Source organism: Niveibacterium sp. COAC-50 (assembly GCF_013184235.1).
Classification (GTDB): Bacteria; Pseudomonadota; Gammaproteobacteria; order Burkholderiales; family Rhodocyclaceae; genus Niveibacterium; species Niveibacterium microcysteis.
The window spans coordinates 372,570-389,830 of sequence record NZ_JABCJM010000003.1 but is presented as its reverse complement, the minus strand read 5'-3'; the positions used below and the strand labels follow the sequence as shown (position 1 = coordinate 389,830).

General features: G+C 61.3%; 18 protein-coding genes. 15 read left to right on the top strand and 3 right to left on the bottom strand.

Going from position 1 to position 17,261, the window contains the following annotated elements; genetic code table 11:
• The first annotated feature begins 22 nt into the window (after positions 1-22).
• From HH302_RS14970 to HH302_RS14930, 9 genes are all read left to right on the top strand, one after another.
• Positions 23-2,473: a heavy metal translocating P-type ATPase gene (locus HH302_RS14970; protein ID WP_253946160.1), complete on the top strand. Its 2,451-nt coding sequence runs from the start codon at positions 23-25 to the stop codon at positions 2,471-2,473.
• 25 nt (positions 2,474-2,498) lie between these two features.
• Positions 2,499-2,699, top strand: coding sequence for a cbb3-type cytochrome oxidase assembly protein CcoS (gene ccoS / locus HH302_RS14965; RefSeq protein ID WP_172203032.1), 201 nt, complete (start codon positions 2,499-2,501; stop codon positions 2,697-2,699).
• A gap of 334 nt (positions 2,700-3,033) precedes the next feature.
• Complete coding sequence (gene ccoN / locus HH302_RS14960; protein WP_172203031.1) at positions 3,034-4,455, top strand: cytochrome-c oxidase, cbb3-type subunit I; 1,422 nt, start codon at positions 3,034-3,036, stop codon at positions 4,453-4,455.
• A 23-nt stretch (positions 4,456-4,478) separates the two neighbouring features.
• Positions 4,479-5,084 (top strand): cytochrome-c oxidase, cbb3-type subunit II, encoded by a 606-nt coding sequence (gene ccoO, locus HH302_RS14955; RefSeq protein WP_206256445.1) that lies wholly within the window; start codon positions 4,479-4,481, stop codon positions 5,082-5,084.
• A gap of 14 nt (positions 5,085-5,098) precedes the next feature.
• Positions 5,099-5,278 (top strand): cbb3-type cytochrome c oxidase subunit 3, encoded by a 180-nt coding sequence (locus HH302_RS14950; protein ID WP_172203029.1) that lies wholly within the window; start codon positions 5,099-5,101, stop codon positions 5,276-5,278.
• 6 nt (positions 5,279-5,284) lie between these two features.
• Complete coding sequence (gene ccoP, locus HH302_RS14945) at positions 5,285-6,193, top strand: cytochrome-c oxidase, cbb3-type subunit III (RefSeq protein ID WP_172203028.1); 909 nt, start codon at positions 5,285-5,287, stop codon at positions 6,191-6,193.
• A 115-nt stretch (positions 6,194-6,308) separates the two neighbouring features.
• Positions 6,309-7,769: a cytochrome c oxidase accessory protein CcoG gene (gene ccoG / locus HH302_RS14940; RefSeq protein ID WP_172203027.1), complete on the top strand. Its 1,461-nt coding sequence runs from the start codon at positions 6,309-6,311 to the stop codon at positions 7,767-7,769.
• Positions 7,766-8,278 carry a FixH family protein gene (locus tag HH302_RS14935; protein WP_256378350.1) on the top strand — a complete coding sequence of 171 codons (513 nt, stop codon included), beginning with the start codon at positions 7,766-7,768 and terminating at the stop codon, positions 8,276-8,278. Before ccoG ends, HH302_RS14935 begins: the two co-directional genes overlap by 4 nt.
• Positions 8,279-8,428: 150 nt before the next feature.
• Positions 8,429-8,695 carry a hypothetical protein gene (locus HH302_RS14930; protein ID WP_172203025.1) on the top strand — a complete coding sequence of 89 codons (267 nt, stop codon included), beginning with the start codon at positions 8,429-8,431 and terminating at the stop codon, positions 8,693-8,695.
• Positions 8,696-8,730: 35 nt separating this feature from the next.
• Here HH302_RS14930 and HH302_RS14925 read toward each other — a convergent pair whose 3' ends face one another.
• Complete coding sequence (locus HH302_RS14925) at positions 8,731-9,174, bottom strand: universal stress protein (protein ID WP_172203155.1); 444 nt, start codon at positions 9,172-9,174, stop codon at positions 8,731-8,733.
• A gap of 231 nt (positions 9,175-9,405) precedes the next feature.
• On the opposite strand from HH302_RS14925, the gene HH302_RS14920 reads away from it, so the two are divergent.
• Positions 9,406-11,070: an alpha/beta hydrolase gene (locus HH302_RS14920; protein WP_216661941.1), complete on the top strand. Its 1,665-nt coding sequence runs from the start codon at positions 9,406-9,408 to the stop codon at positions 11,068-11,070.
• Between the two features lie 8 nt (positions 11,071-11,078).
• Entirely contained in the window at positions 11,079-11,459 is a 381-nt protein-coding gene (locus tag HH302_RS14915) for a SirB2 family protein (protein ID WP_172203023.1), read from the top strand.
• Here HH302_RS14915 and fnr read toward each other — a convergent pair whose 3' ends face one another.
• Positions 11,460-12,200 carry a fumarate/nitrate reduction transcriptional regulator Fnr gene (gene fnr / locus HH302_RS14910; RefSeq protein ID WP_172203022.1) on the bottom strand — a complete coding sequence of 247 codons (741 nt, stop codon included), beginning with the start codon at positions 12,198-12,200 and terminating at the stop codon, positions 11,460-11,462. It abuts the gene before it with no gap.
• A gap of 95 nt (positions 12,201-12,295) precedes the next feature.
• Between fnr and hemN the strand changes: the two genes are divergently transcribed.
• From hemN to HH302_RS14890, 4 genes are all read left to right on the top strand, one after another.
• Entirely contained in the window at positions 12,296-13,690 is a 1,395-nt protein-coding gene (gene hemN / locus HH302_RS14905; protein ID WP_172203021.1) for an oxygen-independent coproporphyrinogen III oxidase, read from the top strand.
• Positions 13,691-13,751: 61 nt separating this feature from the next.
• Entirely contained in the window at positions 13,752-14,459 is a 708-nt protein-coding gene (locus tag HH302_RS14900) for a sulfite exporter TauE/SafE family protein (protein ID WP_172203020.1), read from the top strand.
• Between the two features lie 13 nt (positions 14,460-14,472).
• Positions 14,473-14,898, top strand: a complete 426-nt coding sequence (locus HH302_RS14895) for a universal stress protein (RefSeq protein WP_172203019.1) — start codon at positions 14,473-14,475, stop codon at positions 14,896-14,898.
• Between the two features lie 5 nt (positions 14,899-14,903).
• Positions 14,904-15,110, top strand: coding sequence for a heavy-metal-associated domain-containing protein (locus HH302_RS14890; RefSeq protein WP_172203018.1), 207 nt, complete (start codon positions 14,904-14,906; stop codon positions 15,108-15,110).
• A gap of 90 nt (positions 15,111-15,200) precedes the next feature.
• Here HH302_RS14890 and HH302_RS14885 read toward each other — a convergent pair whose 3' ends face one another.
• On the bottom strand, positions 15,201-17,249 hold the full coding sequence (locus HH302_RS14885; RefSeq protein ID WP_172203017.1) for a sodium-translocating pyrophosphatase: 2,049 nt from the start codon (positions 17,247-17,249) through the stop codon (positions 15,201-15,203).
• Positions 17,250-17,261: the final 12 nt, after the last annotated feature.

Here is a 17,261-nt window from a genome sequence, read left to right as displayed (position 1 = left end):
CGCCAGAACCGGAGTCTTACGTTTGACCGAGTATCGCCCTGTCAGTGAGCCGCAGACCTGCTACCACTGCGGCCTTCCGATTGCGCCGGGGACGCAGATCTTCGTTTCCATCGACGGTGTGCCGCGCGCCATGTGCTGCGCGGGGTGCGAAGCTGTGGCGAGCGCCATCGTTGCCGGTGGTCTGGCGGATTACTACCGCCACCGCGATGCCTTGCCGGAGGCCCGCCGCGAGGCGATGCCGGCCGAACTCAAGAACCTCGGCCTGTTCGACCATGCGGAGTTTCAGAAGGGCTTCGTGCGCGAGATTGGCGAGCATGAGCGCGAGGCGGATCTGATCCTCGAAGGCATCACCTGTGCCGCGTGTGTGTGGCTCAACGAGCAGCATCTCGCACGCCAGCCGGGGGTGACGGCAGTGCAGGTCAATTACGCCACCCGCCGCGCGCGGGTGCGCTGGGACCCGGCCCAGACCAAGTTGTCGGAGGTGCTGGCCGCGATTGCCTCGATTGGGTATCGGGCCCACCCCTACGACGCTCGCAAGAGCGAACAACTTGCGGTCAAGGAGCGGCGCACCGCGCTGTGGCGGCTACTGGTGGCTGGCCTCGGCATGATGCAGGTAATGATGTACGCCTTTCCGGTGTACATCGCGCGCGATGGCGACATGACGCCCGACGTGCTGTTCCTGATGCGGTGGGCGAGCCTGGCGCTGACGCTGCCGGTGGTGCTGTATTCGGCGGCACCGTTCTTCCAGCACGCCTGGCGCGACATCAAGCTGCGTCGCTTGGGCATGGATGTGCCGGTGGCGCTGGGCGTCGGTGCAGCGTTTATCGCAAGCCTGTGGGCCACCTTGGTTGGCGGCGGCGAGGTGTATTTCGACTCGGTCACGATGTTCGTCTTCTTCCTCCTGTGTGGCCGCTTTCTTGAAATGGTGGCGCGCCAACGCGCAGTGCGCGGTGCCGAGGAACTTGGCCGGGTCGTGCCGACGTTCGCGGCACGCTTCACGAACTGGCCTGCGAGTCAGACTGAGGACGTTCCGGTCATCTCGCTCGCCGCTGGCGACATGTTGCGCATCAAGCCCGGCGAGGCCATTCCGGCCGACGGCACGGTGGTCGAAGGGCAGAGCGAAGCCGATGAATCCTGGCTCACCGGCGAGAGCCGTGCGGTGCCGAAGGGCGTTGGCGACCGGGTCGCCTGCGGCAGCATCAATGGCAGCGGCCCGTTGGTGCTGCGCGCCGAGCATGTCGGTGAGGAAACGCGAATCGCATCGATCCGTCGCTTGATGGAACGTGCTTCCGCGGAGCGCCCTCGTATCGTCGAACAGGCAGACGCCTTTGCTGCGCGCTTTGTTCTGGTGCTGATTGTTTTGGCCGCCGGCGCCGGGCTTTATTGGTGGGTCGTCGAACCGTCGCGCGCGATCTGGATCTTCGCTTCGGTACTGGTGGTGAGTTGTCCGTGTGCGTTGTCGCTGGCTACGCCTGTCGCGTTGACAGTGGCTACCGACGCGTTGGCCCGGGTTGGCCTGCTGGTCACTCGCGGTCATGCCATCGAAACCCTGGCGCGTGCAGACCTGTTTGCATTCGACAAGACCGGCACCCTGACGCAGGGGCGTTTGACCTTGGCTGGTGTTCGTCAGGCGCCCGGCGAATTGAATGCGCTTGCCGTTGCAGCGGCGCTGGAGCAGGCGTCAGAGCATTTGATCGGCCGCGCGCTCGTCCGCGCGGCGGCCGGGGCTCGGCCGGTGGACGTGGATGGTCTCGGTTCCGTGCCGGGGCGGGGCGTGGAAGGCAATCTTGCTGGCGAGCGTTTGCGGGTCGGCAATCGCGGCTTCGTCGAGGAGATTGCAGGCAGAGCGCCGTCCTGGGTCGAACTGGACACAGCCCTGACAACGGTCTACCTGGGTGGCGAGCGCGGCTGGCGGGCACAGTTTTCATTCGACGACGCGTTGCGTCCGGATGCTATGGCGCTGCTGGCAGGGCTGGCGTCCGACGGCGCGACGCTCGCGATGCTCAGCGGGGATTCACCTGACGCGGTGCGTGGCGTCGCCCGCCAGCTCAATCTTCCGGATGCTCGTGGCGGATTGCTGCCGGAGGATAAGCACGAGGCCGTCCGCAGTTGGCAGGCCGGGGGGCGGACTGTCGCGATGGTGGGTGATGGCATCAACGATGCGCCGGTCCTCGCGCAAGCCCACGTCTCGGTTGCGATTGGCAGCGGTACCGAACTGGCACGCACCCAGGCGGACTTGATCCTGCTTGGCGAGACGCTTCGTCCTCTGTTGGTCGGGCGGCACGTTGCGAAGCGCACGCTCGCCGTTATCCGGCAGAATCTGGCGTGGTCCTTCGCGTACAACGTGCTGGCAATCCCTGCGGCGATGTCGGGTTGGGTAACGCCCTGGATGGCAGGGATCGGCATGTCGGCGAGTTCGCTCTTGGTGGTGTTGAACGCGCTTCGCCTGCGACGGACCAGCCATCACCACTGAAACGGCCCGGGGGAGGGGCGCACGGGTGGAAATTCTCTATTTGCTGATTCCGTTGTCGGTCGTGCTGGTCTTCTTGATCGGCGTCGTCTTGTGGTGGTCGGTGCGTTCGGGTCAGTTCGATGACCTGGAGGGCCCCGGCTATCGGGTGCTGATGGATGACGATTCGGCTCCGAAACCCGAAGGAACAACCCCGAAAGATGATGCGTTGCATCAAACGCAACAGTAGTCGCCGGCACCCGTTGACCTCTGTCAATGCAGCGAGGCAGCTCTCCGCGGATACTGCTCGCAACTGAGTGAGTGGGGCCGTAAAGCCCGTCGGGCTTGCTTGTCCCCGCTCGGTACTGTCTCTCTGTTGGGGTTGGGGGTGCGCTGTTGCGCACCCTTTTTTTGTCGACCCTCCGCCACAGCGCTGTTAAAATTTGCAGTGCAACACTACCGCCAGTTGATGGTGGTCAAGAAACAGGCGGGAACTCCCAATAACATCGCTCGCACGATGCGCCCGTTTAGTTTCAAGGGGGGTGGTGCATCGTTCTTACATTCCGCTGCTGAGGAAATCCAAGATGCAATCGCAAGCGACTTACAACTATGGAGTCGTGCGGCAGTTTGCCGTCATGACCGTGGTTTGGGGGATAGTCGGCATGCTGGTTGGGGTCATCATTGCTGCCCAACTGGTCTGGCCGGAATTGAATTTTGCCGAGTGGTTCCATTTCGGCCGTTTGCGTCCGCTTCATACAAACGCCGTGATTTTTGCGTTTGGCGGATGCGCGCTGTTTGCGACGTCTTACTACGTTGTGCAGCGTACCTGTCACACAACCTTGTTTGCGCCCGCGCTGGCTTCCTTCACCTTCTGGGGTTGGCAGCTGGTGATCGTTCTGGCTGCGATTACGCTTCCGCTCGGCATCACCTCGGGCAAAGAGTACGCGGAGCTGGAGTGGCCGATCGACATTCTGATCACGCTGGTCTGGGTGTCCTACGCGATCGTGTTCTTCGGCACCGTTGCCAAGCGCAAGACCTCGCATATCTACGTTGCCAACTGGTTCTACGGTGGCTTCATCCTCACAGTGGCGCTGCTGCACGTGGTGAACTCGGCTGAAATCCCGGTCACCCTGTTCAAGTCCTACTCCGCTTACGCCGGCGTGCAGGACGCGATGGTGCAGTGGTGGTATGGCCATAACGCAGTCGGCTTCTTCCTGACCGCGGGCTTCCTTGGAATGATGTACTACTTCGTTCCGAAGCAGGCCGGCCGGCCGGTGTATTCCTACCGCCTGTCGGTGGTGCACTTCTGGGCGCTGATCTTCACGTACATGTGGGCGGGTCCGCACCACCTGCACTACACGGCGTTGCCTGACTGGACCCAGTCGCTGGGTATGGCGTTCTCGCTGATCCTGCTGGCGCCGAGTTGGGGCGGCATGATCAACGGCATCATGACGCTGTCGGGCGCATGGCATAAGCTGCGCGACGATCCAATCCTGAAGTTCCTTGTCACCTCGCTGGCCTTCTACGGCATGTCGACCTTCGAAGGTCCGATGATGTCGATCAAGACCGTGAATGCGCTGTCTCACTACACCGACTGGACGATTGGCCACGTGCACTCTGGCGCACTGGGTTGGGTGGCCATGGTGTCGATCGGTTCGATCTACTACCTGCTGCCGAAACTGTGGGGCCGCAACGAGATGTATTCGACGCCGCTGGTCACGCTGCACTTCTGGGTGTCGACGATCGGTGTCGTGCTCTACATTGCCTCGATGTGGGTGGCGGGTGTGATGCAGGGTCTGATGTGGCGCGCAACGAACTCCGATGGCACGCTCACTTACGCGTTTGTCGAAGGTGTGAAGGCGAGCTATCCCTTCTGGCAGATCCGTCTGCTCGGCGGCACGCTCTTCCTCGCAGGCATGTTCATCATGTTCTACAACATGGTGCGCACGATTGCCGGCCAGAAAGCCTACAACGCTCCGGTGATCGCACCGGCAGCCGCACACTGAGCCAGGAGACCTGAATCATGGCAATGAATCACGAACTGGTCGAAAAGAACCTCGGCTGGCTCATCGTTCTGACCATCCTGACCGTCAGTGTTGGCGGTCTGGTCGAGATCGTTCCGCTGTTCTTCCAGAAATCAACGACCACGCCCGTCGAGGGCGTAAAGCCCTACGATCCGGTCCGTCTGGTCGGTCGTGACATCTACATCCGCGAAGGCTGCTACAACTGCCACTCGCAGATGATTCGTCCGTTCCGCGCAGAAACCGAGCGCTATGGTCACTACTCGGTGGCAGGTGAGTTTGTGTACGACCACCCGTTCCAGTGGGGATCCAAGCGCACCGGCCCGGATCTGGCGCGCGTGGGCGGTCGCTATTCGGATGACTGGCACAAGGTGCATCTGCGCAATCCGCGCGATGTGGTGCCGGAATCGAACATGCCTGCCTTCACCTGGCTGGATCGGCCCGTCAAGTCGGACGACATCGAGAAGAAGATGTCTGCGCTGCGTACGGTTGGCGTCCCCTACACCGATGCCGAGATCGCTGGCGCCCGCAAGCAGCTTGAGGGTGTGACCGAGCTGGATGCGCTGGTTGCGTATCTGCAAGGCATGGGCACCGCGCTGAAGAGTGTGAAGTGACGGAGGGGGCAGCCATGGATGCGACGACGATTCACTCGCTCTCGACGCTAGTCAGCTTCATCCTGTTCATCGGGATCTGCTGGTGGGCCTATAGCGGGCATTCGAAGCGCCGCTTCGATGAAGCTGCCCGGATTCCGTTCGACGACGAGGAGGGCGACGTGCATGTTGCTGCCTCGGACTCCAACAAAGGATGACGCATCATGAGTGATTTCATTTCCCCGTTCTGGGGCTACTACGTCACGGTGCTGGTCTCGCTGAGTCTGCTGTTCTGCGCGTTTGTGCTCTCGCAGAACATGACCAAGAAGCAGGCTGGCCCCGTCGAGCTGCACGGTCATGTGTGGGATGAGAATCTGCAGGAATGGAACAACCCGCTGCCGCGGTGGTGGATGTATCTGTTCTGGATCACGATCTTCTTTGCACTCGGCTACTTCCTGCTGTTCCCAGGCTTCGGTTCGTTCGGCGGCAAGTTCGGCTGGACCGCTCATGGTCAGTACGATCTTGAGAAGGCGAAAGCGGATAAGGCGTTCGACGACAAGTTTTCGCGTTTTGCGCAGATGGACGTGAAAGCGATTGCGGCTGATCCTGAAGCTCGCGAAATGGGTAAGCGCCTCTTCCTGACGTACTGCCAGCAGTGCCACGGTTCGGACGCAAAAGGTGCCAAGGGCTTCCCGAACCTGACCGATACCGATTGGCTCTACGGTGGCGAGCCGGACAAGATCGTCGAGACGGTAACCGGCGGGCGTCAAGCCGCCATGCCTGTCTGGGCTTCCTTGGGCGCGGACAACATCAAGGATGTCGCGAACTATGTGCGTTCGCTGTCTGGCCTGGCGAATGACTCGATCCGCGCGCAGCGTGGCAAGGACGTGTTCGCGCAGAACTGCGTGGCGTGTCACGGCGCCGATGGCAAGGGCAATCAGGCGATGGGTGCTCCGAATCTGACCGATAAGGTCTGGCTCTATGGCTCGTCGGAAGCGACGATCATCGAGACAGTCACAAAGGGGCGGAATGGTCGGATGCCGTCGTTCAACGAACTCTTGGGCGAAAAGAAGATCAAACTGCTCGCCGCTTACGTGTATGGGCTAAGCCATTCGGAGTCGGGCAAGCAGTAACGCCTAGATCTATCGGTGCCGCTAAGTGCGGCGCCGTCCAGAGCAAGCCAAGATCACCCGAGCCCGTGCTCGGGTGTCTTTTTTCTGCATCACTAGTTTTGTGGGCTGAGGGGCCATGAACGATCCTGTGCAGCGTCCTGCAGACGGACACACGCCAAAACCCAAGGTCAAACCCAAGACCATCCCGATTCGTCCGATCGAGTCCCAAGAGGAGGATCTCTACGAGGTCCGCAAGAAGGTCTATCCCCGAGCCGTGACTGGGGTATTTGCGACCTGGCGCTGGATTCTGGTGTGGGTGACCCAGTTGGTGTTCTACGGTGGATGCTGGCTGGAGTGGAACGGCAGGCAAGCAATCCTGTTCGATCTCACTCATCGCAAGTTCTACATCTTTGGTCTTGTTTTCTCGCCTCAGGATGTTTTCTACCTCGCGATCCTTCTGATCATCTGCGCCTACGCATTGTTTTTGTTCACGGCGATTGCGGGGCGTTTGTGGTGTGGCTTTGCTTGCCCGCAGACGGTCTACACCCAGATGTTCCTCTGGATTGAGCAGAAGATCGAAGGTAATCGGAACCAGCAGATCAAGCTGGACGCGGAGCCTTGGGGGGTGAGCAAGACGGCCAAGAAGACGGCCAAGTACTTCGTTTGGGGGGCCCTCGCGCTTTGGACCGGGATCAGTTTCGTCGGCTACTTCACGCCGATCAAAGAGCTGATTCCCGCCTTCGTGCGCGGGCTTCTTGGCGGCTGGGAGATGTTCTGGATCGCCTTCTACGGTGGCTTCACCTACCTCATGGCGGGGGTCATGCGCGAGCAGGTATGCAAGTACATGTGCCCGTACGCGCGTTTCCAGGGAGTCATGTTCGACCCCGATACGCTTGTCATCACCTACGACCAAGAGCGCGGCGATCCGCGCGGTTCGCGCCGTAAGGCCACCGACTACAAAGCGCAGGGCTTGGGTGACTGCGTCGATTGCGGTATCTGCGTGCAGGTCTGCCCGACCGGCATCGATATCCGGGACGGCTTGCAGTACGAGTGCATCGGATGCGCGGCATGTATCGACGCCTGCGACCAGGTGATGGACAAGATGAACTATCCGCGCGGCCTGATCCGTTACTCGACCGAGAACGCAGTCCGGAAACACTGGGGGCGCAAAGAGATCATTGCTCACGTGATGAGACCGCGGACGTTAATCTACAGCGCCGTGCTCTGCTGCATCTGTATTGCGTTGGTGTGGGGCATTGCATCGCGGCAACCAGTTCGGATGGACATCATCCGCGACCGTTCGGTGATGGCGCGCGAGGTCGAAGATGGCCTTATCGAGAATGCCTACACGCTTCAGCTGATGAACGTGGCCGAGAGCACGCGGACGGCTGAGATTTCGGTCACCGGAATGGAGGGTATCCGCGTGCTTGGCGATACGAGAGTGGCGATGGACCCCGCCGCAACGAAATCCGTGACGGTTCAGGTGCGCGTACCGCCGGAGGTTGCGCCGAAGGGGGCGCACAAAATCTACTTTGAGCTGCGTACGACGGACAACGAAGTTGTGCTGCGCGAAAAATCTACCTTTTTGATGCCATGAACTCGACAACACGCTCTGCAAGTCCCGCCCGCCCATGGTATCGGGAGCCTTGGCCCTGGATCCTGATGGGCCTGCCCGGCACCGTCGTGGTGGCAGGCTTCATCACCTTCTACCTCGCGGCTCACAACACGGACGGCCTGGTCGTTGACGACTATTACAAGGAGGGCCTCGCGATCAACCGGACCCTCCGGCGGCAGGAGGCCGCGCGAAAGCTCGGGCTTTCGGGGGCGCTTGCTGTCGAAGGCGGGGGCGTGTCACTTGTCTTGAAGGCAAACGACGCTTACGTCTTGCCGAACCAGCTTCGACTTCGTGTCGCTCATCCGACGATTGCGGGGCAGGATCAAGTGGTCAGCCTTGTTCGCGCGGAGGGAGTCTTCCGTGGCGTGATGCATCCGCTTGAAGCAGGGCACTGGCAATTTCTTGTCGAAGATGAGGCCCAGACGTGGCGGATCGCTGTGAGCGCGAAGATGCCCGCCGCTGCGCCGCTGACTTTGGTTCCTGGCGCTTGACAAGCGAAACTGACTGGCGGCGATAATGGGTCGCTCGTAGTCCTGACTGCGAGCACGGCGCCGCCCCGTATCGACAACGATGGGACGGATCTGTAGCGGAAAGTCGGTCGGCGCGCTGTCGTTCAGTGCGTGCGACGTAGGAGGCGGACGATGCAGAAACTGGTTCTCGTACTTTGGCCGTCGTTCTGGGTTGCGGTGGTGGCGGAGGCCCTGTTCTTCACTGTCATCAACCCGGCAGAGTTCTACTTGTTCGGTGCGCAGGTCGACTTCTCGCCCATCGCGACGTATTCGATTGGCTTTGTAGGCTTCTGGGCGATCTGTGCGGCGTCGAGTTTCGCGACTTTGTTCTACATGCGTACGCCGCAGGAAATCAACCACCTGCCGCCGCGACCGCACCATAGCGCGCATCTTCATTGAGCGATGCGCCGTGTGGCGGCGCATCGCTTGGTCGTTCAGCGGTAGACCAGCACTGGCACCGTCGTGTGGGTGAGCACCTTTTGGGTTTCGCTGCCAAGCAGGAAGCCTGCGACGCCCTTGCGGCCATGCGACGCCATGAAGATCAAGTCGCAGCCATGCGTTTTTGCCGCATCGATGATCGCTTCGTAGGGTAGGTCGCTTACCGACGTGTCGCAGTTCGCGACGACGCCGGCCTTCTCGGCCTCTGCGCGTGCAAGCGCCAGTATCCGTTCGGCCTCTTTCTTCGTTGCGTCGACAAACTGATCCGGCGTCACCGGGACCAGTAGGGCCCCTTCGCCGTACAGGGGTATCGGGTACTCCTGCTGCGCAAAGAAGAACGTGATGCGCGCCCCGGCTTCTTTGGCGAACTCGATCGCCCGGGTAACGGTGCTGCTGGACAATTCCGACCCGTCCGTTGGAACAAGAATGTGTTTGAACATCTTCTGACCTCCGGCGATATACGGCAATTTGATCTTAGGCGGCAACCAAGCGGTGGCGTTGACACCGGTCAATCGCGTGCTGCACTGCAATGACCGTCGCCCAAGCGCTGAGTAACATGAATCTGGGTGGTTCGGATGGGAGGTACCATGGAAACCGTCGAAAACGTAGCTGTCGGTGGTGAGGCGCGATCCACCGAGCATAAGCTGTCGCTTGGTGTGGTTCGGCAACAGATGGCTGCAAGCGTAGACCCCTTGGGCATCGTTGCGCCAGTGATGCACGCGCAAATCGCTTGGTGCTTGCATCCGCTGGAGTTTGCCGAGCGCTGGGGCCGCTTCTCGGCTGACGCTTGGGCGCTGGCGTGCAACGGTCTTGCGCGAGCGGTTGGGGCACATGTCCCGGATGTTGTGCGACCTCAAGCCGATGACACCCGGTTTGCCGACCCGGTGTGGTCTCAAAGTCCGTCCTGGGCTGCCTTGAAGCAGTGGTACTTGCTGTCAACGCGGCATGCGCAGGACATGCTCTACGCGACGCCCGGGCTATCGGGGACCGAGCGCCGCCGCGCGGCGTTCTGGTGGCGGCAATGGCTCAATGCCGTGGCGCCGACAAATTACTTGGCACTCAACCCGGTCGCGCAACGTGCGGCGGTCGCCAGCCAGGGGCAAACGCTTCGGTCCGGCTGGCAGAATTTCCTCGATGACCTGCGTGCCGGGGATATCCGAATGGCTGACCCCGCCGATTTCAAGGTTGGGAAGAACCTTGCGACGACGCCGGGCGAAGTCGTTGCCCGCACCCGCCTGGTGGAGGTCATCCACTACACCCCGACGGCGGATACGGTTCGACAAACCCCGATCGTGATCGTGACGCCATGGATCAACAAGTTCTACATCCTTGATCTGACGTCGAAGAAGAGTCTGGTGCGGCATTTGCGCGATGCGGGCTTCGATGTGTACATCACTTCGTGGAAGAACCCCGATGCAGCGCTCCGCGACGTTCGTTTCGATGATTACCTGCAGGAGGGGGTGGATGCGATAGTTCAGGTCGCTCGCCAACTATCCGGGGCGGACAAAGTACATGCGGTCGGGTACTGCATCGGCGGTACGGCCTTGTCGATGTACATGGCATGGGCGAATCGCCACTACACGCCGGATGAGATGCCGGTTGCACACTGGACGCTATTTACGACATTGGTGGACTTCGCCAAGCCGGGCGACGTGGAGGTCTTCATCGATGAAGGGAGCGTCCGCTACCTGACGCGGGCCATGGAGCAGCGCGGTTACCTCGACGGCCGCGACATGGCTACATCGTTCCGCTTGCTGCGCTCGAACCCGTTGATCTGGCAATACGTGGTTCAGGGCTACCTGATGGGCGAAAAGCCGCCGTCGTTCGACGTGCTCTACTGGAACATGGATACCACGCGCATGCCCTATGCCATGCATGCGTGGTACTTGCGAGAGCTCTACCTCAAGAATCGCCTGATTGAGGCCGATGCGCTGACCGTCGCTGGCGAGTCGCTCGATCTTGGGCGGATCACCCAACCGCTGTATGCCGTTGCGGCCGAAGACGATCATATTGCCCCGTGGCGGCAAGCATTTCGGGTGGCCAATTTCGTGCGTGGAGACAAGCGCTTCGTGCTGTCGTCCAGCGGGCATATCCTCGGGATCGTCAACCCACCCGTACAGCCGCCGAAACGCGAATACTGGATCGGCACGGCTCACCGGACCGACAGCGCGCATGGTTGGCGTGAGCGCGCCGACCACCACGCCGGAAGTTGGTGGGACGATTGGTTCAGGTGGCTGGACGAGCGTTGCGGTGAGCGTGTCGCACCGCCACCCGTGTGCAACGAAGCCTTTCCTCCGCTTGCCGCTGCTCCTGGTGACTACGTCATGGAACGCTAACGAGGCCGATGGATTACCTGCTGCTCAAACATCTTCACGTCAGTTTCGTGGTGCTCTCGGCAACAGGATTCATCGCCAGAGGTATCGGCGTCCTGATTGATGCGCCTTGGGTGCGCCAGCGTTGGGCGAGGGTGGTTCCGCATATCGTCGATACCGGATTGCTCGCCTCGGCCGTCGCCTTGGCCTGGACCCTTCGCGTAGCGCCGTTTCGTGACGACTGGTTGACCGCGAAGGTGCTTGGCTTGCTTGGCTACATCGTTCTGGGGTCTTACGCGCTCAAGCGCGGGCGCACACGCCAAGCAAAAGCGGCCACATTTGTGGCCGCTTTGTTGGTGCTGGCTTACATCGTGTCGGTCGCGCTGACAAAACGACCGACGCCGTGGTGGTAACTACACGTTCGCGCGGCCAATCAGTCGGCGCAGTCCATCCGCATCCAGAATCTGGATGTGCTTCTGGTGGACGCTGATCAAGCCGTCATCCTGGAATTTGGAGAACGCCCGGCTCACTGTCTCCAGTTTCAGACCGAGGTAAGAGCCTATCTCCTCGCGCGTCATGCGAAGGTGGAACTCCGAAGCGGAGTACCCACGAAGGCGCATGCGTTGCGATAGGTTGATCAGGAATGCAGCCAGACGTTCTTCTGCGCGCATCGACCCGAGCAGCATCATGATGCCTTGCTCGCGGACGATCTCGCGGCTCATGAACTTGTGGAACTGGCGCTGCAGGGGTTCGATGCGGCGCGAGAGTTCTTCGAGCCGTTCGAACGGAATCATGCAGACGTCTGAATCCTCAAGTGCAACCGCATTGCAGACATGCCGATCCGTCGAGATGCCGTCGAGTCCGAGGATCTCTCCGGCCATCTGGAAACCGGTGACCTGATCCCGGCCGTCTTCGGTCAGGATGTCGGTCTTGAAGAAACCGGTGCGAATCGCATAGATTGCTTCGAAAGGCTCCCCAGCACGGTATAAATGCTGCTGCCGCTTGACCTTCTTGCGTGCAGTGATGAGGCCGTCGATCCTTTCAAGATCGACGTCGTCAAGACCAACGGGAAGGCAAAGCTCCTTGAGGTTGCATTGGGTGCACGCGGTGCGAAGATTGACGGCCGTCAGCGGAATCGTGGCGGGTTTTTCCAAGGCGGGTGCTCCAAGTGGGCTAGTTGATGGCAATCAAACGGCTCCGACCGAGTTCATGACACCTTCCGGCATCCACAGAGAGAAAAAAATAAACAATGAATCAGAATGAGCAGACGCCGGTCTTCGACCGCGATCTCATCCAGCGTTTCGACGTTTCCGGCCCGCGCTACACGTCGTATCCGACCGCGGACAGGTTTCACGAGGGCTTTGGACGCAGCGACTACGCAAGACATCTAGGTCTGCGCGCGCAGGGCGGCCTCAAAAAACCCCTCTCATTATATTTCCACATTCCATTCTGCGATACGGTTTGCTTCTACTGCGCGTGCAACAAGATTGTCACGAAGGACCGTAGCAGGGCGGAGCGCTACCTGCGCTATCTTGACAAAGAAATGGGTTTGGTCGCCGGACAGCTCGCCGGCTCGCACGATGTTTCACAAATGCACTGGGGCGGCGGCACACCGACCTTCCTGTCGGACAGCGAGATCCGCGAATTGTTTCGTTCGATCCGCCGGCATTTCAACCTGACGCCCGGTGGCGAGTACTCGATCGAGGTAGACCCGCGCCGCGTTTCCGCTGAAACCGTTGCGCTGCTTGGGGCCGAGGGCTTCAACCGGATGAGCGTCGGTGTTCAGGATTTTGACCCGATCGTCCAGAAAGCCGTCAACCGCATCCAGTCTGTTGAGGAAACCGCGGCGGTCATCGCGGCCGCGCGCGCGAATGGTTTCCGTTCGGTCAGTATCGATCTGATCTACGGATTGCCGTTCCAGAGCGTCGAGCGCGTCAGCCAGACGCTGGATCGCGTGCTGGAGATCGCCCCGGACCGTCTTGCACTCTACAACTATGCCCACCTGCCGACGCGCTTCATGCCGCAACGGCGGATCAATGCGGGCGACTTGCCGAGTGCGGACCAGAAACTCGAGATCCTGGGCATGGCGATTTCGAAGCTGACTGACGCGGGCTACGTGTTCATCGGCATGGACCACTTCGCGCGGCCGGACGACGAGATGGCCGTGGCTCAGCGCAACGGGCGTTTGTATCGCAACTTCCAGGGCTATTCAACGCACTCGGACTGCGATCTGTTGGGCTTCGGCGTTTCCTCCATTGGCAAGGTAGGCCCGGCCTACGCACAGAGTGCGAAGACGCTTGAGGCCTACTACGAGATGCTCGATCGTGACGAGCTCCCTGTCGTCCGTGGCTACGAGATGACGTTCGACGATCAGCTTCGTTACGCGGTTATTCAGAGTCTGATGTGCCACTTCTCGCTGGATTACGCGGCGTTTGAGCAGGCCTGGGGCATCACGTTCTCCGAGTATTTTGCCGACGAGATCGAAGCGCTGCGGGCCCATGAGCGTGATGGCCTGTGCATCGTTGGCAAGAAGGGGGTCGAGGTAACGACGCCGGGTCGCATGCTGGCGCGCGTATTGGCCATGGCGTTTGACGCGCATTTGCGCGGTGATCGCGAAGTCGTCCGCTACTCCAAGGTGATTTGAGCCTCGGCCGGCCGCTACACTTGCGGATTGCCCTGAATGGGCTGCACCGGGATGTTGTGTGATGCCTGAAGCGGGATACCTTGCCGCGACGCTGATCGGTCTGCTGGGTGGAACCCACTGCGTGGGCATGTGCGGAGGGCTGGTTGCTGCGCTTACCGTCAATGCGCCTGGGCAGTCGCGACGCATTTGGCCGATCCATTTGGCCTACAACCTGGGCCGCATCACCAGCTATACCCTCGCCGGTGCGCTGCTGGGCGCGATCGGTTCGACTGGTTTCCTGCTGAATCGCCTGCTGCCCATCCAGATTACGTTCTACGTGCTGGCGAACCTTTTGCTGGTGCTGTTAGGGCTTTACCTGGCGGGCGTCACCGCGCCCCTCGCACCCATCGAGCGGCTCGGCGGCCGCTTGTGGGCAAGGTTACGGCCGTATGGGGCGCGATTCATCCCCGCCCGGACGCCACTCAACGCCTATCCGCTCGGGCTGGTTTGGGGATTCGTCCCTTGCGGCCTCGTCTACAGCATCCTTGCGACGGCTTTGGTGTCAGGCTCCGCCGCGCGCGGTGCGGTGCTGATGTTGTCATTCGGTTTGGGGACCTTGCCCAACCTGATGCTCGCTGGCCTGTTTGCCGCCCGCTTGCGGAGCTGGCTGCAACGGACGTGGCTCCGGTTCGGCGCCGGGCTTGTCGTGCTTGGCTTTGGGGTGTTTGGGCTCGCCAACGCTGCCACGCTGGGTGGCAAGTTGTGGCAAGGCGTCATCTGCCACGTATAAGAAAGGGATCGCGATGAAAATCCTGCTCGCTACTGACGGTTCTGCGGCTTCGCTTGCCGCGGTGGATGCGCTGCTGCGCGCTGTAAAGTTCTTCGCCGCGCCGCCCGCGATCGTTCTGGTAACGGTACACAACCCGGTACCGATGACCTTCGCCACGCGCCATGTCGAAACCAGCGCCTTGGATCGCTACTACAGCGACGAGGGGCGGATCGCGATGGCGCCGGCCGCGAGCCGCCTGCGCGCGGCGGGGTTGGCCTTTGATGAGCAGGTGTTGATCGGACACCCTGCCGAAACGATTGTGGCGTTCGCTGTCGATCGCGGTTGCGACTGGATCTGGCTGGGCGCACGCGGGCACAGCGTGCTTGAGAGGGTGTTGATTGGCTCGGTGGCGGCCCGCGTGGTGCAACTGGCGCATTGCCCGGTGATGGTGGCGAGGTGAGTGTTATGGATACGGCGAAGATTTCGGTGGGTGGCATGAGCTGCCAGGGGTGCGTTCGTTCGGTGGAACGCGTGTTGAATGCGCACGATGGCGTGAGCGAAGCGAAGGTGTCGCTAGAGTTGAAGGAGGCGAGCGTGTGCTTTGATCCGCAGCGCGTCTCGATTGAAACCCTCAAGGCCGCGATCCGCGACGCGGGGTTTGAAGCCGACTGAACGTTTTGGCTGACGTGGCTGCCGATATGGTTCGGGGCCGCAAATGAAAACGGCCGCGTAAGCGGCCGTTTTGTTGTGTTTCGCTTGCGGTTAGAGCAGCGGAACGATCAACAGTGCAACGATGTTGATGATCTTGATCAGCGGGTTGACCGCCGGGCCCGCGGTGTCCTTGTAAGGGTCGCCCACGGTGTCGCCGGTTACAGCGGCTTTGTGCGCTTCCGAGCCCTTGCCGCCGAAGTGACCGTCCTCGATGTACTTCTTCGCGTTGTCCCATGCGCCGCCACCGGTACACATGGAGATGGCAACAAAGAGGCCCGTCACGATCGTGCCCATCAGCAGGCCGCCCAGTGCAGCCGGCCCAAGCAGCAGACCAACGAGAATCGGCACCACCACCGGCAGCAACGACGGGATGATCATTTCCTTGATCGCGGCGCTGGTCAGCATGTCCACGGCGCGGCCGTATTCCGGCTTTCCGGTGCCTTCCATGATGCCTTTGATCTCGCGGAACTGACGGCGAACTTCTTCAACCACGGAGCCGGCTGCGCGGCCGACCGCTTCCATTGCCATGGCCCCAAACAGGTAGGGAATCAGGCCGCCGATGAAGAGGCCGATGATGACCATGTGGTTGGAGAGATCGAAGCTGACATGCAGCCCCTTGGTCTCGAGCGCGTGGGTGTAATCGGCGAACAGCACCAGTGCGGCCAAGCCAGCCGAACCGATCGCGTAACCCTTGGTCACGGCCTTGGTGGTGTTGCCAACGGCATCCAGCGGATCGGTGATGTCGCGAACGCTGTCAGGCAGTTCTGCCATTTCGGCGATACCACCAGCGTTGTCGGTGATCGGGCCATAGGCGTCGAGCGCCACGACGATGCCTGCCATGCTGAGCATCGATGTCGCCGCAACGGCGATGCCAAACAGGCCCGCGAGCCAGTAGGCAACGAAGATCGCGACGCACACGAAGAGCACCGGCCAAGCGGTGGACTTCATCGATACACCGAGGCCCGCGATGATGTTGGTGCCGTGGCCGGTGGTCGATGCCTGGGCGATGTGCTGCACGGGCTTGTAGTCGGTGCCGGTGTAGTACTCGGTGATCCAGACCATCGCGGCCGTCAGCACGAGGCCGACCACGCAGGCGCCGAACAGCGACAACGCAGTGATCGTGGCGCCGCCAACCAGTTGAACCGGTTGCGGGAACAGCGCTGTAGTCACGAAGTAGAACGCGATCAGCGACAGCACGCCGGCCACGGCGAGGCCGCGGTAGAGCGCGGGCATCACGTTCTTCATGCCGGGGCTGGCCTTGACGAAGCTGCAACCGATGATCGACGCGATGATCGATACGCCGCCCAGCAGCAGCGGGTAGATCACGGCATTGAGCGGGGCGCCCGCAACCATCAGTGCGCCAAGCGCCATCGTTGCGATCAGCGTCACCGCATAGGTTTCGAACAGGTCGGCAGCCATGCCCGCGCAGTCGCCAACGTTGTCGCCAACGTTGTCGGCAATCACGGCCGGGTTGCGCGGGTCATCTTCCGGGATGCCGGCTTCGACCTTACCCACCAGGTCGGCGCCAACGTCTGCACCCTTCGTGAAGATGCCGCCGCCCAGACGGGCGAAGATCGAAATCAGCGAGGAACCGAAAGCGAAGCCGAGCAGCGGCTTCAGCGTGGCCGAATCGGCCACCGTTGCGCCCTTGCTGACGTAGAGGAAGAACAGGCCGACACCCAGCAGCCCAAGACCGACCACCAGCATGCCGGTGATCGCGCCGCCGCGGAAGGCAACGTTGAGCGCCGGGCCAATGCCCTTGGTGGCTGCCTGTGCGGTGCGCACGTTGGCGCGGACCGACACGTTCATGCCGATGAAGCCGCAAGCACCGGAAAGGATGGCGCCGACGACAAAGCCGCCTGCGGTTGTGAGGTCGAGGAAAATACCGATCAGCACTGCAAGGACCACGCCGACGATGGCGATTGTCCTGTACTGCCTTGCGAGGTAAGCCGCAGCCCCTTGTTGGATCGCGCCGGCAATTTCTTGCATGCGAGCGTTTCCGGGGTCTTGCGAAAGAATCCAGCTGCGTGAAATGAAGCCGTATAGAACGGCAGCAAGGCCACAGGCCAAGGCGAGATACAACGCCATGGTCGTCGACATATGGGCAACTCC

Excerpts from the sequence above, each read along its gene's own strand:
- HH302_RS14900 (WP_172203020.1), top strand. The coding sequence starts at position 13,752 with ATGCCTGAAGCGGGATACCTTGCCGCGACGCTGATCGGTCTGCTGGGT.
- hemN (WP_172203021.1), top strand. The coding sequence starts at position 12,296 with ATGAATCAGAATGAGCAGACGCCGGTCTTCGACCGCGATCTCATCCAG.
- ccoP (WP_172203028.1), top strand. The coding sequence starts at position 5,285 with ATGAGTGATTTCATTTCCCCGTTCTGGGGCTACTACGTCACGGTGCTG.
- HH302_RS14890 (WP_172203018.1), top strand. The coding sequence starts at position 14,904 with ATGGATACGGCGAAGATTTCGGTGGGTGGCATGAGCTGCCAGGGGTGC.
- ccoO (WP_206256445.1), top strand. The coding sequence starts at position 4,479 with ATGAATCACGAACTGGTCGAAAAGAACCTCGGCTGGCTCATCGTTCTG.
- HH302_RS14925 (WP_172203155.1), bottom strand. The coding sequence starts at position 9,174 with ATGTTCAAACACATTCTTGTTCCAACGGACGGGTCGGAATTGTCCAGC.
- ccoN (WP_172203031.1), top strand. The coding sequence starts at position 3,034 with ATGCAATCGCAAGCGACTTACAACTATGGAGTCGTGCGGCAGTTTGCC.
- HH302_RS14915 (WP_172203023.1), top strand. The coding sequence starts at position 11,079 with ATGGATTACCTGCTGCTCAAACATCTTCACGTCAGTTTCGTGGTGCTC.
- HH302_RS14885 (WP_172203017.1), bottom strand. The coding sequence starts at position 17,249 with ATGTCGACGACCATGGCGTTGTATCTCGCCTTGGCCTGTGGCCTTGCT.
- HH302_RS14895 (WP_172203019.1), top strand. The coding sequence starts at position 14,473 with ATGAAAATCCTGCTCGCTACTGACGGTTCTGCGGCTTCGCTTGCCGCG.
- ccoG (WP_172203027.1), top strand. The coding sequence starts at position 6,309 with ATGAACGATCCTGTGCAGCGTCCTGCAGACGGACACACGCCAAAACCC.
- HH302_RS14950 (WP_172203029.1), top strand. The coding sequence starts at position 5,099 with ATGGATGCGACGACGATTCACTCGCTCTCGACGCTAGTCAGCTTCATC.
- HH302_RS14920 (WP_216661941.1), top strand. The coding sequence starts at position 9,406 with ATGGCTGCAAGCGTAGACCCCTTGGGCATCGTTGCGCCAGTGATGCAC.
- HH302_RS14935 (WP_256378350.1), top strand. The coding sequence starts at position 7,766 with ATGAACTCGACAACACGCTCTGCAAGTCCCGCCCGCCCATGGTATCGG.
- HH302_RS14930 (WP_172203025.1), top strand. The coding sequence starts at position 8,429 with ATGCAGAAACTGGTTCTCGTACTTTGGCCGTCGTTCTGGGTTGCGGTG.